Source organism: Alteromonas gracilis, assembly GCF_043642145.1.
Classification (GTDB): domain Bacteria; phylum Pseudomonadota; class Gammaproteobacteria; order Enterobacterales; family Alteromonadaceae; genus Alteromonas; species Alteromonas gracilis_B.
In genome coordinates this window covers 1-12,978 of record NZ_JBHZRZ010000004.1, presented here as the reverse complement: position 1 = coordinate 12,978, position 12,978 = coordinate 1, and the positions used below count along the sequence as shown (strand labels likewise).

Genomic DNA, 12,978 nt, shown 5'->3' with positions numbered 1-12,978 from the left:
TGTTTATTTCTATAACTGTTTTCTTTAATCATCGCACTTATCAAGTTTACAAAGCGCTAGCCAAAGAAGAAAGCACTTGGTTGGAATAGCTTTTCCACATCGTTGATGTATTTCTTATCTACCAAGAACAGAATGACATGATCGTTGGCTTCAATCTTGGTGTCACTGTGCGCGATGATTACCTGGTCGTCGCGAACAATTGCGCCAATTGTGGTACCTGGCGGCAGCTTAATATCGCCAATTTGCTTGCCTATTACCTTAGACGTATTTTCATCGCCATGTGCGATGGCTTCAATGGCTTCAGCTGCGCCTCGTCGTAATGAGTATACGTTAACAATGTCACCACGGCGCACGTGAGTAAGTAGTGCTGAAATGGTGGCTTGTTGAGGTGAAAATGCGATGTCTATCTCACCACCTTGAACCAAGTCTACATAAGCACTTCGCTGAATAAGTACCATGGCCTTTTGCGCGCCCATTCTCTTAGCCAACATGGCTGACATGATATTCGCTTCATCGTCATTGGTGACGGCAATGAAGGCGTCAACCTGCTCGATATTTTCTTCGCTGAGTAGTTCTGGGTCAGATGCGTCGCCACTGAATACAATGGTTTTATCTAAGTTGGCCGATAGATACTTAGCACGCTCTGGGCTGTACTCAATCAATTTAACGTTGTGATTGTGCTCAAGCTTTTTTGCAAGGCCTGCACCGATAAGCCCACCGCCAGCAATCATGATGCGCTTATAGCTTGACTCTAGTTTTTGAAGCTCGCTCATTACTGCGCGAATGTGCTTAGTAGCGGCAATGAAGAACACTTCATCGTCTGCTTCAATAACTGTGGTACCCAGCGGACGGATAGGGCGGCCACGACGGTAAATGGCAGCAACCCGGGTTTCAACATTAGGCATATGGTCTTTAAGTGCAGATAACGCGTGACCTACTAGCAGGCCACCGTAATAGGCTTTAACGGCCACAAGGCTCGCTTTACCTTCAGCAAACTCTACAACTTGAAGTGCGCCTGGGTAGTCGATTAGACGCTTAATAGCTTTGGTAACCAGTTGCTCAGGGGCAATAATATGATCAACAGGAATATCTTGCTGCTTATACAGCTGCTCTTGGTAAATAATGTATTGTTCAGAGCGAACGCGGGCAATTTTGGTTGGCGTTTTGAAAAGGCTATAAGCCACCTGACAGGCCAGCATGTTGCTTTCATCGCTGTTAGTTACGGCTATTAGCATATCGGCATCTTCTGCACCGGCTTTGCGAAGCACGTCAGGGTGAGAGCCCACACCTGTAACTACTTGTAAATCAAGACGGTCTTGAAGTGCGCGCAATATAGTGGGGTCAGAGTCAATTACCGTGATTTCGTTGTTCTCACCCACTAAGTTTTCAGCAAGTGTTCCGCCTACCTGGCCGGCCCCTAAAATGATGATTTTCATCGTTATTATTTTGCCTTCATATTCGTGCTGGTCTTAACTTTGTGACATTGCACAGCTATCCAACTCAGTCTTCTGACTTTACCAGCCTCGCATAATAGAAACCATCCATTTGTTGTTCACCTGGCGTTATCTGACGTCCGGGTTTATCTAGGGTTTCTGTTTTTAGTATGGGCGATAACGTAGCACTAGGGGTGTCTTCTAAAAACTGCTTAATTTGCGCTATATTCTCTCTTGGCAATATAGAGCACGTTGCATAAAGTAGCGTACCGCCTGGCTTTAAAAGGCCCCAAAGCGTATCTAATATACTACGCTGCAGCTGCGCTAAGTTGTCAATATCCGTTGATTTTCGAAGCCAGCGAATATCGGGGTGGCGACGAATAACGCCTGTTGCAGAGCAAGGTGCATCCAATAAAATTCTATCGAAAAGCTGACCATCCCACCATGAATCGGGGTTGGCCGCGTCACCTTGTTTAATATCTACTACGTGCTTAAGACGTGTCATATTTTCTTCAACACGTTTCAGGCGGGTGGCATCGGCATCCAGTGCTAACACGTACTGCGTATCAGGTGCGCGCTCTACAATGTGCCCCGTCTTTCCACCTGGAGCGGCGCAACAATCTAATATTCGCTCGTTTGCTTGCGGCTGCAAGTAGTGTGCGGCTAGTTGAGCTGCCCCATCTTGTACCGCAAAGTGGCCTTTTTCAAACCCAGGTAAAGCGGTTATGTCTTCTCTGTTTGTAAGTATCACGGCATCAGGATGGCTTTCGCTAAGTGTGTACTTAACGTTGGCTTTATCCAGAGCTTGAATGAAGTTTTCGAAGCTTACCTGTTGTCGGTTCACGCGAAGCCATATTGGCGCCATCGCATTTGTTTCACTACGAACCTGCTCGGCATCGCCGCCATAGGCTTGTTCAATAGCTTTATACAGCCATTTAGGTAAGCCACTATTTATAATGGCATCGTCTACCGGTTTGTCAGCAAGGTTTTCTCGCTGAAAATTGCGTAATACCGCATTCACCAAACCTTTTAAGGCAGCAGCGTTTAGATATGATGCTGCGGCCACAGTTTCACCAACCGCCGCATGTTTGCTCACACGTGAAAAATTTAATTGGTACAGGCCAAGAAGAATAAGGTGTTCAATAACCTTTTTGTTGCCTTTTAACGGCCTATCAAGCAAAGAGCGCAACCAATGCTGTAAAAGGGGAAGGCGGCGCATTACCCCTAACGACATTTCTTGAAGCCACGCGTTATCTCTAGCGTTATGTCTTCGCTGAACTCGCTCTAAGCACTCACGCGATGATTTGCCTTGCTCTAAAATTTGGTAAATGACCCACGCGCAATCCGCGCGCAGGTTTTTTTGTTTGGGTAGGGGTAATGGTTTCACGTTTTGTCCGCTTGCGTCAGACAGCGACCCACTTCAAACCACGTTTGGCGAGCATTAATTACGTCTGCAGCAGGTAGCGCCTTTTTACCTGGAATTTGAAGTGATGTGATGCAAAGAGCATCGCGTCCTGTAGCTATAGTAATGCCTTCTTTGGTGGCATCAATTACCGTACCTGGCGCGACATCTTTATCCAACGTTACAACGCTGGCTGACCACACTTTCACATTTTGATCTTCTACTTGCATCCACGCCACTGGCCACGGGTTAAAGGCACGAATATTACGTTCTATTTGCTTAGCATCATCTGCCCAATTGATAAGCGCTTCTTCTTTCGATAGCTTTTTCGCGTAGGTGGCTTGCGTATCGTCTTGTTTCGTTGGCGTATAGCGCTCAAAGTCGTTAACTACGTCAACCAACGCTTTTGGGCCTAGCTCTGCAAGTTTGTCATATAAGCTCGCACTGGTGTCTTCGGGCAGTATTGGCAAGGTTGCAATGTGCAACATATCACCGGTATCTAAGCCTTCGTCCATTTGCATAATGGTCACGCCGGTTTCAGCGTCACCCGCCCAAATAGAACGTTGTATTGGTGCTGCACCGCGCCACTTGGGCAGAATAGAACCATGAACATTAATGCATCCTAGCTTAGGTGCGTTTAATACTGCTGTTGGTAAAATTAGGCCATAAGCAACAACCACCATTAAATCGGCATTGAGTGAGGCTAATTCTTCCTGTGCATCTTGCGCTTTCAATGACTGAGGTTGATAAACGGGAATGCCATTTTCCTGAGCAAGTACTTTAACAGGGCTGGCGGTTAACTTTTTACCGCGTCCTGCTGGTCTGTCTGGCTGCGTGTAAACCGCAATAACCTCGTGCTCACTATCAAGCAGTGCTGATAAGTGTTTAGCTGCAAAATCCGGAGTACCGGCAAAAATCACTTTCAATGGAGTTGTCACGTTATTCCTTAGGCTTTGGCAGCAAGACGTGCTTCTTTCTCTAACTTTTTACGAATTCGTTGGCGCTTAAGCGGCGATAGGTAATCAATAAACAGTTTGCCTTTTAAATGATCAAGTTCGTGTTGAATGCAAATAGCCAACAAACCTTCAGCATCTAATTCAAACGTGTCACCATTTTGGTCTAGCGCTTTTACGGTAATTGTCTCTGAACGTTCTACCTTGGCGTAGTTACCTGGTACAGATAAACAGCCTTCTTCGCTAATCGTCACGCCGTCTCTGCGAATAATTTCAGGATTTATAAATACGCGAGGCTCGTTTTGATCTTCCGATACGTCCATTACAACAACTTGAACGTGGCGATTAACTTGCGTAGCAGCAAGACCAATACCGTTCTCGTCTTTCATGGTCTCGAACATGTCCGACACCAATTGTTTAATTTCGTCGTTAACGACTTCAACCGGCTTAGCTACCGTGCGAAGACGTTCATCAGGAAAACTTAATACGTCTAAAATTGCCATTTCTCGCTTACTTCACCTTTTCGCTGTATAAATTCATATACGATCTAATTGCCAGCACACTTTACAGTGCCTATTAAGTTACTATTCTAACGTATATCGGGCTGTTTCGTGCAGTTTTTTACCGAAACCCTATTAGAATACGTACTTATGCCGATATAGTGCTATTGTCTGAAAAATCAACAATAAGTGACAGTGAATAATTTGCAGGTGGTTAATTTGAAAAAGCGATTAATTGACGCGCGTCGAGCAGCAACATTTATCCTTGGTGTGATGCTGTCTGTGCCTGCATTTGCGCTTCAACTGAAAGAGAGCGCCCCTGAAACTTACACGGTGAAACGTGGCGATACGCTGTGGGCTATTGCAAATATATTTCTCAATGAGCCTTGGCTATGGCCAGAACTATGGCGAACCAATACGCAAATTGATAACCCGCATTTAATTTACCCGGGCGACGTTATTATTGTTGGGTATGTCGATGGCGAACCAGTGCTAACAGTAAAACGTGAGAAACCCTCCTACACATTATCACCTTCCACCGATAAGCGTTTGAAGCCAAAACCTGTCGATATGTTGTCGTGGACCTCTATCTCGCCGTTTATAAGACAGCATATGCTTCTTGATGAAGACAGTTATATGGCGTTACCCAAGTTGCTGGGCAACCAAGACGGAAATGTAAGGTTTGCGTCAGATGACTTTGTATTGAGCCAACAACAATTCAGTACCGACGATCAGTATAGAGTCGTCAGAAAGCACGCTACTATAAAAAACCTAGATGGAGAAACCTTGGGAATACAGGTTACACATGTATCTACGGCTTCGCTGGTCGAAAAAGGCCAAGCAGACGATACAATGTTGCTCTTCATCGATGATGCCAACCAAGAAGCAAAACGCGGGGATAAGTTAATGTCGGGTGGTTTTGTCCATCCTGATAGCTTTGCATTAGTGCCTGCCACTACTCAACGCGGCGCCGTGGTGGGCGACTTACACGAACATGATCTCCTTGGAAAGTATGACGTTGTTATTCTTGATTTAGGTAAGACAAACGTTACGCCAGGCACAGTGTTAGGTCTCTACGCGCAAGGCCCAGCAATCATCGACGAAGACAGCCCGCGTTATGTCGATGAGCCAGGCGCTAATAATGGTGGTGAGTGGTTTATCGATACGGTATCGCAGCCTGCACTTAAAGTAGGCGAAGTTGTGGTGTTTAAAACGTTTGATGCGGCAAGTTACGGTTTGATAACGCGAGCTAATAAAGGAATTAAGCGCGGTTTTATTGTCGCAAAGCCTTAGGTGTAGCGTAAAACCAGCGTGATTCATTGTCGCTCAGAAAGGAGCGACAATGAATTCACAATTACACCTTCAAAACAACGACGTTACTGCGTGGCTAACACTGGCATCGGCGCAGCGCGTATCACCAAAGCTTTGGTTAGAAGCGTTGAAACGCCTCCAGCTTTCCCCGTTTGCGCTCGCCAATGATTCAAAGACACTTCCTGAAGACGTAAAGCCGCTTACTGGCCAAATATCTCAACCTCTTATCGATGCAGCGTTGCGTTGGTGTCAGGCAAGCAGCAACCGGCATATTATTACGCTGTCCTCACCTTACTACCCACAGCTATTAAAACAGCTAGACAGCCCGCCTCTTGTATTGTTTGCAACTGGGGATAAGCAACTATTGCAGAAACCGCAACTTGCCATTGTCGGCAGCCGAAGGGCCAGTCTTCAAGGGAAGCGAATAGCAAACGATATTGCCTTTGGGTTATCCAGTAGTGGTATTGCGGTAACAAGCGGACTTGCCATGGGAATAGACAGCGCGGCGCATCAAGGCGCCATGTCTGGAAGTACCGGTACCGTCGCTGTTATGGGCACTGGGCCAGATAAGATATATCCAACCAAAAATAGCAAGCTCTATGACCTTATTAACAGCGAAGGTGGCGTCACTATTACTGAGTTTTTTCCTGGGCAGGGGCCTAAGCCTTGGCATTTTCCTCGGCGAAATCGGATAATTGCTGCTTTATCTCTTGGTACGCTGGTTGTAGAGGCAAAAATTAAGAGTGGCACCTTGATAACTGCGAATTTGGCCGCAGATATGGGGCGAGAAGTATTCGCTGTGCCTGGTAGTATCTTTCACGCGTACTCTGAAGGTTGCCACTGGTTAATCCAACAAGGCGCCAAATTAGTAACTAATATTAACGATATTCTTGTTGAAATTGGCGTTCAACCAGCGCAAATAAGCTTACAGGTTGACGAGCAAAACGAAAAAAGTACAGCGAATAGCTTGGCAACCGATAAATTATTAGCTAGTGTGGATTATGACATCACCGCTATTGATGTTATAGCCCAGCGCAATGCCATATCTGTATCGCAAGCAATGGCATCATTATTAGAATATGAGTTGCGTGGTTTAGTAGCCGCTGTCCCTGGTGGTTACGTTAAATTGAGGGGAAAATAATATGTTCGATATCCTCATGTATCTGTTTGAAAACTTCATTCACAGTGAAACGGAAATTCGTGTTGACCAAGACGAGTTGACAGAAGAGCTTGTGCGCGCAGGTTTTCATCACGATGAGATTTATAAAGCCCTCGCATGGTTAGAAAAATTAGCGGCTCTTCAAGAAACGGATATTAAACCGTATTTTTGCAAAGGCATTAGCACGAGCTTAAGTCGTATATATACGCACGAAGAGCAAATGCGTTTAGATGTGGAATGCCGAGGTTTCTTAATGTTTCTTGAACAGGTTAATGTTCTTGATGCATCTACGCGTGAGATGGTGATAGATCGCGTTATGGAAATTGATTCTAACGAATTTTGTTTAGAAGACTTAAAGTGGGTTGTGCTAATGGTGCTATTTAACGTACCAGGCAAAGAGAAGGCCTATGCACAAATGGAAGATTTATTGTTTGAAGAGCCTGATGGTGTTCTGCACTAATGCAGCCAGTTCATCCTTTTAATTTCCCAAGTCTTTGGTTTTCTGTATTTAACTAAATGCGTTGTGAGGTAGCAGCGCATTTAAGGTTCTTATGTCTAAAATAGACCATTCACTTTTCTCAGCACACGAGCATGCTCTAGAGGACAACTTCGGAGACTGCCCCGAATGCGGTAAGCCTCTTCATATAAAAAACAGTAAGTCGGGCCCATTTATTGGGTGTACTGGCTACCCACAGTGTAGCTTCAGTAAGCCACTTCACGATAAGCAAACCACCATACTCAAAACACTAGATGGTGTTGCCTGCCCAGAATGCGCTTCTGACTTAGCAATAAAGAAAGGCCGATTTGGTATGTTTATCGGCTGTACCAATTTTCCTTCTTGCCATCACATAGAACCCATTAAAGAAAAAGAAGACACCTTGGTTGATTGCCCTAAGTGTAAGAAAGGGCATCTTATTTCACGCACCAATAAATACGGCAAACAGTTTTTTGCGTGTAACCATTATCCACAATGCCGATATGTGCTAAATTTCACACCAGTAAATGAAAGCTGCCCAGACTGCGGTTGGGGAGTGTTGATTGACAAAAAAGGGCGATTGCAGTGCCCTCAGCCAACTTGCGGCTATAAAAAGTAGTCATACGTAGAGATTAAAACCATGTCTGATATCCAAAATGGGAACGTAAACACGTTTACCCCCGTTGAGGCCAATTCATCTGAAGTAGACCCTGTAGTTGCCGCGTTTGAAGCGGGAAGTTTAATTGTTTATCCAACCGAAGCGGTGATGGGCATAGGGTGCGACCCAGACAACGAAGCGGCGGTAAGCGCGCTGTTAGAAATTAAACAACGCCCTGTGGAAAAAGGCGTTATCTTAATTGCAGCAAATTACAGCCAGCTTTTGCCTTATGTTGACGACAATGCAATTCGCCCTGACAGACGCACTGATATTTTCTCTAGCTGGCCAGGCCCAAATACTTGGTTGCTTCCCAAATCGGCCTCTGCTCCCAAATGGTTAACCGGAGTACACAGCAAAATTGCGGTGCGAGTGACTAATCATCCAGTCGTAGTAGAGCTTTGTAATAAACTAGGCAAGCCTCTGGTTTCTACTAGCGCCAATCTAACCGGACAGCCGCCTGCAATCACAACCGAGGAAGCAAAAGCCGTATTCGCAGACTCTGTTTTCTATGTTGAAGGCAATGTGGGTGGGGCGTCCAAACCAAGTACAATCCGCGATGGTGACACAGCAGAGGTAATAAGAGCATGACATCAGCAGGGTTACTTGATGGAAAAAATGCCGCCGAAGTCATTGAGCAGGTTAAAAGCTATTTATTGGGCTTACAAGACACTATCTGCCAAACGCTTGAACTTGCCGATGGGAAAGGTCAGTTCGTTGAAGATAGCTGGCAGCGCGAAGAGGGGGGCGGTGGGCGCTCTCGTGTACTGAAAAACGGTGCGGTGATTGAGCAAGGTGGCGTTAACTTTTCTCATGTGTTCGGCAGTCAAATGCCTGCTTCAGCAACAGCCAATCGACCAGAACTGGCAGGAAGAAACTTTCAGGCAATGGGGGTATCGTTAGTGATACATCCTCATAACCCTTATATTCCTACCTCTCATGCGAACGTACGTTTTTTCATTGCAGAAAAAGAGGGTGAGGCACCTATTTGGTGGTTTGGTGGTGGTTTCGATTTAACACCGTTTTACCCGTTCAAAGATGATGTTGTGCATTGGCATGATACTGCAAAGAAATTGTGTAAGCCGTTTGGTGAAGACGTATACCCTAAATATAAAAAGTGGTGCGACGACTACTTTTATTTAAAACATCGCAACGAAACGCGCGGTGTAGGCGGGTTATTCTTCGACGATCTCAATGAATGGGGTTTCGAACAGTCATTCGCATTTATGCAAGCTGTCGGCAATGGCTTTATCGACGCTTATGTGCCCATTGTCGAGCGCCGAAAGCAAACTGATTTTGGTGAAAGAGAGCGAGATTTTCAGCTTTATCGAAGAGGTCGCTACGTTGAGTTTAATCTTGTGTTCGACCGTGGAACCTTATTTGGCTTGCAAACTGGTGGGCGCACAGAGTCTATTTTAATGTCAATGCCGCCGCTAGCACGATGGGAATACTGTTATACCCCTGCGCCAGGCAGTGCAGAGGCTAAATTAGCAGATTGGCTTAAGCCAACGAACTGGTGATGTCACCCAGACGTATAGGTGCTTACTCTTTTTTAAACTAAGCCCACAAAAACTAGCCTTAACTTATATAAACAACGCCGCAATAAAGCGCTTAAATAAGCACTCTGCGGCGTTTCTTTTGATCTACATCAATCTCGAATATCATCAGTGTTTCAGCAGGTTATGAACCTTGCGCTGGATCAATGTTTCTTTTGCACGAGAGCGTACAGTAGCGCCATCTTAGTTAAACATTAAAGAGACACATCATGCGCAAACACACTTTATCTGCTATTTGTCTTACTCTTGCTGCTCTTTCTCCTCTAGCAAGTGCTCACCAACAAGGTGATTGGATTGTTCGAGGTGGTGCTACAACTGTTGCACCTGATGAATCTAGCTCAAATATTTTTGCTGGTGGTGCAGACCTAGGCGTTGCCTTAACCATCGACAGCAACACTCAGCTGGGCTTAAACGTTGCGTACTTCATTACCGACAACATTAATATAGAGTTGCTTGCAGCGACGCCGTTTAAACATGACGTTAATTTTTCAGTGTCCGATCCGCTTGGAACGGGTAATCAGCTTGGTGAGGTAACGCATTTGCCTCCTACGCTAACTGCAAACTACTACTTCAATGATGCTAGCTCTGCTTTTCAGCCTTATATCGGTGCGGGTATTAACTACACCTTTATCTTCGATGAGGAATTTACTGGCGCGAATGAAGGTGCAGGTCTAAGTGATTTATCACTCGACAATTCATTTGGTTTGTCAGCGCAAGTTGGAATGGATTATCAAATAGATACGAAATGGCATGTCAACGCGTCAGTCCGCTTTATAGATATAGATACAGAAGCAACATTCAATGTTGGTGAGGCTCGCGGACAAGTGAACGAGATTGAAATAGATCCATGGGTATACACACTATCTGTTGGCTATACATTCTAGTTGGCAACTTATAGTTGATACTTCAAAGCCCTGGCCGTAAAAATCCGTTGGCTTTCACAATTGCACTACTTTATGCGCCATAAAGAGCGTAGACAGTAACAGGGGACTTGCGCGTTAAAAGGTTAAATCCTTCTAACGCGCTTTTTTATTTTGTGTTCACCATGTGGTTGGCAAGCTGATCAAGAGCATCTAGTAACTGTTGTGCTAAAGCAATATCGTCAACTGTCTTAAACATTGCTTTTCGCATGCAGTACATCCATTGAGCCTTAAGCTCTGGCGTTACGGTATAAGGTAAATGACGAGCACGTAAACGCGGGTGGCCAAACTGCTGCTGATAGTCATCTGGCCCACCAAGCCATAAACTTAAATACAAAAAGAACACGTGGCGAATTCTATCTAATGGCTGAGGGTGAATAGCAAGCAGCTCTTTTGCTAATGGGTCGGTTTCCATTATGTCGTAAAACCCATTTGCTAATTCGCGTACTTTCTCCTCTCCACCTATGCGTTCATATGGTGTAACCTGCCTAGCTTGTTTATCGCTTTTCTTTTTTATATTAAATAAGTTTCGTATTCCCATGAAAAAATTCGCTGTATTCGGAAATCCTATTGCGCAGAGTTTATCACCAACTATTCACCAAATGTTTGCTGATCAACTTGGAGAAACGATTTCTTATGAAAAGATACTTGCGCCAGAAGATGGCTTCGTAGAAGCAGCAACAACGTTTTTAGCGCAAGATGGTGCAATAGGTTGCAATGTCACCATGCCGTTTAAACTGGATGCATTTAACTTTGCAAAGGTTGATGATCAAGCAGCGAAAGATGCGCAAGCTGTTAATACATTAATGAATGATGACAACGGTAAAGTGTTGGGATATAACACGGATGGCATTGGGCTAGTAAACGATTTATTAAATAATGACGTTGAAATCCAAGGTAAGCGAGTGTTGCTTATCGGTGCCGGTGGCGCAGCGCGTGGAGTGATTTCTCCTTTAATAGAAGCAGGCGCTGCATCACTGACTATAGCGAACAGAACAAAAGCGAAAGCGGAACAAGTGGCGAACGCTGTTTCAAACTCAAAAGTACAAGTCGTCGCGCTTGAAGATATCGCAAGTGTAGCGCCTCATATTATCATTAACTCAACAGCGGCCAGTTTAAGCAATGAATTGCCGTGCAGTCTAAACAACGGTGTTTTACGAAACTGTGACGTGGTGTACGACATGGTTTATAAAAACTCTCCCACGCGTTTTATGAGAGAAGCCGCTGAAGCTGGTGTTGAAAACCAGATAGATGGTTTAGGAATGCTGGTTGAGCAAGCGGCAGAAGCGTTTTACATATGGACGCAAAAACGCCCGGATACGTCAGATATTGTAAAGCGAGTAAGAGATATCGTTGAGCAAGGTGAGAAGCGAAACTAGTTCGCTTCTTCCAGATACTCATCTTTTAATACAACGTAGTTAACAGCAGACTGTCTGAGAAAAGCCATTTCGCTTTCTTTTAACGGTCGCTTCTTTTGCATAGGGTTACCTACGTACAAATAGCCGCTTTCTAATCTTTTGTTTGGTGGAACTAAAGTACCTGCACCAATAAACACATCGTCTTCAACCACAACGCCATCCATTACAATAGCGCCCATGCCAACCAATATTCTATTCCCTAGTTGGCAACCGTGCAGCATGCACTTGTGCCCAACGGTAACATCTTCGCCAATAATAAGAGGGAATCCTTCCGGGTTTTGCTTAGATATACGGGTAACATGTAAAACACTGCCGTCTTGTATATTAGAACGAGCGCCAATACGGATTTTATTTACGTCGCCCCGCGCTGCAACAAGTGGCCAAATACTCGTATCGTCTTCTAATACGACATCACCGACTATTCTTGCTGAGGCATCAACGTAAACATTCTTTCCTAATATAGGAGAGACACCTTTAAAACTATCAACTGATTTATGCATTACACACTCGCATGGATGGACTTCTTTATTAACAAGAACTGTAACAGTAATAGCGAAAGGTGTGTACATACGAAGCAGTATTATAAAAATAGATAAAAGGTATTAATGATAAAGCGATAATTAAAAGAAGAGAGAAGACGCGTTAATTGATACTTTTTAATTACCGTATTAATAAATAGGGGAGCAAAGAAAAGGTAAAGCGTGACAAGGAATGAGTATCTCGCGAGGAATGGGTATTGCGAGTAAGTACTCTTAGTACGAATACTGCACGATATCGCGGTAAAACGCGCGCATTTTAAGCATTCAAAACGAATGTGACACTTTTTTTAAAATAAGTGTTGACGTGAGCGCTCATTTCCCTAAAATGCGCATCCGCTTCGGGGGAAAAGCAAAACAGCAAGCCTCCTGAAGTAAGTCTCTACTACCTTTATAGGCCAGTAAAGACGGGGGTTTAGAAGAAGCGCTTCAGAAAATAAATTTTCAAAAAGTGTTGACAACGAAAACTTCCAGCGTATAATGCGCACCTCACTCGAACAGGGTGAGTCACTAAGAAGCGAAGCTTCTAGTGAATGTTCTTTAAAAATTTAGACAAGACAATCTGTGTGGGCACTCGTTAAGAGTGTCACAACGACGATTCATATTTCGATATATTTAATTGAAGAGTTTGATCATGGCTCAGATTGAACGCTGGCGGCA

14 protein-coding genes are annotated in these 12,978 nt (G+C 44.6%); 8 read left to right on the top strand and 6 right to left on the bottom strand.

The features are described 5' to 3' along the window. Positions 1–56 precede the first annotated feature (56 nt). From trkA to def, 4 genes are all read right to left on the bottom strand, one after another. The gene (gene trkA, locus ACHUFN_RS09460; RefSeq protein ID WP_394222122.1) at positions 57–1,436 is read right to left on the bottom strand and encodes a Trk system potassium transporter TrkA; all 1,380 of its coding nucleotides are present in this window, start codon (positions 1,434–1,436) and stop codon (positions 57–59) included. Positions 1,437–1,500: 64 nt separating this feature from the next. Beyond that, positions 1,501–2,820: a 16S rRNA (cytosine(967)-C(5))-methyltransferase RsmB gene (gene rsmB, locus ACHUFN_RS09455; protein ID WP_394222121.1), complete on the bottom strand. Its 1,320-nt coding sequence runs from the start codon at positions 2,818–2,820 to the stop codon at positions 1,501–1,503. Further along, on the bottom strand, positions 2,817–3,773 hold the full coding sequence (gene fmt, locus ACHUFN_RS09450; RefSeq protein WP_394222120.1) for a methionyl-tRNA formyltransferase: 957 nt from the start codon (positions 3,771–3,773) through the stop codon (positions 2,817–2,819). The genes rsmB and fmt overlap by 4 nt, the downstream gene beginning before the upstream one ends. Positions 3,774–3,781: 8 nt before the next feature. Continuing rightward, positions 3,782–4,291 (bottom strand): peptide deformylase, encoded by a 510-nt coding sequence (gene def / locus ACHUFN_RS09445; RefSeq protein ID WP_394222119.1) that lies wholly within the window; start codon positions 4,289–4,291, stop codon positions 3,782–3,784. 216 nt (positions 4,292–4,507) lie between these two features. Between def and ACHUFN_RS09440 the strand changes: the two genes are divergently transcribed. The 7 genes from ACHUFN_RS09440 (at position 4,508) to ACHUFN_RS09410 (ending at position 10,328) form a co-directional block, all read left to right on the top strand. Continuing rightward, positions 4,508–5,581: a LysM peptidoglycan-binding domain-containing protein gene (locus ACHUFN_RS09440; protein WP_394222118.1), complete on the top strand. Its 1,074-nt coding sequence runs from the start codon at positions 4,508–4,510 to the stop codon at positions 5,579–5,581. A 49-nt stretch (positions 5,582–5,630) separates the two neighbouring features. Next, the gene (dprA, locus tag ACHUFN_RS09435) at positions 5,631–6,740 is read left to right on the top strand and encodes a DNA-processing protein DprA (protein ID WP_394222117.1); all 1,110 of its coding nucleotides are present in this window, start codon (positions 5,631–5,633) and stop codon (positions 6,738–6,740) included. A 1-nt stretch (position 6,741) separates the two neighbouring features. Then, positions 6,742–7,218, top strand: a complete 477-nt coding sequence (locus tag ACHUFN_RS09430; RefSeq protein WP_014947732.1) for a DUF494 family protein — start codon at positions 6,742–6,744, stop codon at positions 7,216–7,218. A gap of 91 nt (positions 7,219–7,309) precedes the next feature. Beyond that, complete coding sequence (locus ACHUFN_RS09425; RefSeq protein ID WP_394222116.1) at positions 7,310–7,852, top strand: DNA topoisomerase family protein; 543 nt, start codon at positions 7,310–7,312, stop codon at positions 7,850–7,852. Positions 7,853–7,873: 21 nt separating this feature from the next. Continuing rightward, positions 7,874–8,479 (top strand): L-threonylcarbamoyladenylate synthase type 1 TsaC, encoded by a 606-nt coding sequence (tsaC, locus tag ACHUFN_RS09420; protein WP_394222114.1) that lies wholly within the window; start codon positions 7,874–7,876, stop codon positions 8,477–8,479. Continuing rightward, positions 8,476–9,408 (top strand): oxygen-dependent coproporphyrinogen oxidase, encoded by a 933-nt coding sequence (gene hemF, locus ACHUFN_RS09415; RefSeq protein ID WP_394222113.1) that lies wholly within the window; start codon positions 8,476–8,478, stop codon positions 9,406–9,408. Before tsaC ends, hemF begins: the two co-directional genes overlap by 4 nt. 245 nt (positions 9,409–9,653) lie before the next feature. After that, positions 9,654–10,328 (top strand): OmpW family outer membrane protein, encoded by a 675-nt coding sequence (locus ACHUFN_RS09410; protein WP_394222112.1) that lies wholly within the window; start codon positions 9,654–9,656, stop codon positions 10,326–10,328. A 145-nt stretch (positions 10,329–10,473) separates the two neighbouring features. On the opposite strand, the gene ACHUFN_RS09405 is transcribed toward ACHUFN_RS09410, so the two are convergent. After that, a complete protein-coding gene (locus ACHUFN_RS09405; RefSeq protein WP_394222111.1) occupies positions 10,474–10,905 on the bottom strand; it encodes a group II truncated hemoglobin in 432 nt (143 codons plus the stop codon). On the opposite strand from ACHUFN_RS09405, the gene aroE reads away from it, so the two are divergent. Further along, positions 10,904–11,743, top strand: coding sequence for a shikimate dehydrogenase (aroE, locus tag ACHUFN_RS09400; protein WP_394222109.1), 840 nt, complete (start codon positions 10,904–10,906; stop codon positions 11,741–11,743). The genes ACHUFN_RS09405 and aroE overlap by 2 nt on opposite strands. Here the strand turns inward: aroE and ACHUFN_RS09395 are convergent. Beyond that, on the bottom strand, positions 11,740–12,282 hold the full coding sequence (locus ACHUFN_RS09395) for a gamma carbonic anhydrase family protein (RefSeq protein ID WP_394222108.1): 543 nt from the start codon (positions 12,280–12,282) through the stop codon (positions 11,740–11,742). The two genes, aroE and ACHUFN_RS09395, sit on opposite strands and share 4 nt — an antisense overlap. Positions 12,283–12,978: the final 696 nt, after the last annotated feature.

Excerpts from the sequence above, each read along its gene's own strand:
- hemF (WP_394222113.1), top strand. The coding sequence starts at position 8,476 with ATGACATCAGCAGGGTTACTTGATGGAAAAAATGCCGCCGAAGTCATT.
- ACHUFN_RS09430 (WP_014947732.1), top strand. The coding sequence starts at position 6,742 with ATGTTCGATATCCTCATGTATCTGTTTGAAAACTTCATTCACAGTGAA.
- ACHUFN_RS09405 (WP_394222111.1), bottom strand. The coding sequence starts at position 10,905 with ATGGGAATACGAAACTTATTTAATATAAAAAAGAAAAGCGATAAACAA.
- tsaC (WP_394222114.1), top strand. The coding sequence starts at position 7,874 with ATGTCTGATATCCAAAATGGGAACGTAAACACGTTTACCCCCGTTGAG.
- def (WP_394222119.1), bottom strand. The coding sequence starts at position 4,291 with ATGGCAATTTTAGACGTATTAAGTTTTCCTGATGAACGTCTTCGCACG.
- aroE (WP_394222109.1), top strand. The coding sequence starts at position 10,904 with ATGAAAAAATTCGCTGTATTCGGAAATCCTATTGCGCAGAGTTTATCA.
- ACHUFN_RS09395 (WP_394222108.1), bottom strand. The coding sequence starts at position 12,282 with ATGCATAAATCAGTTGATAGTTTTAAAGGTGTCTCTCCTATATTAGGA.
- ACHUFN_RS09410 (WP_394222112.1), top strand. The coding sequence starts at position 9,654 with ATGCGCAAACACACTTTATCTGCTATTTGTCTTACTCTTGCTGCTCTT.
- ACHUFN_RS09425 (WP_394222116.1), top strand. The coding sequence starts at position 7,310 with ATGTCTAAAATAGACCATTCACTTTTCTCAGCACACGAGCATGCTCTA.
- trkA (WP_394222122.1), bottom strand. The coding sequence starts at position 1,436 with ATGAAAATCATCATTTTAGGGGCCGGCCAGGTAGGCGGAACACTTGCT.
- dprA (WP_394222117.1), top strand. The coding sequence starts at position 5,631 with ATGAATTCACAATTACACCTTCAAAACAACGACGTTACTGCGTGGCTA.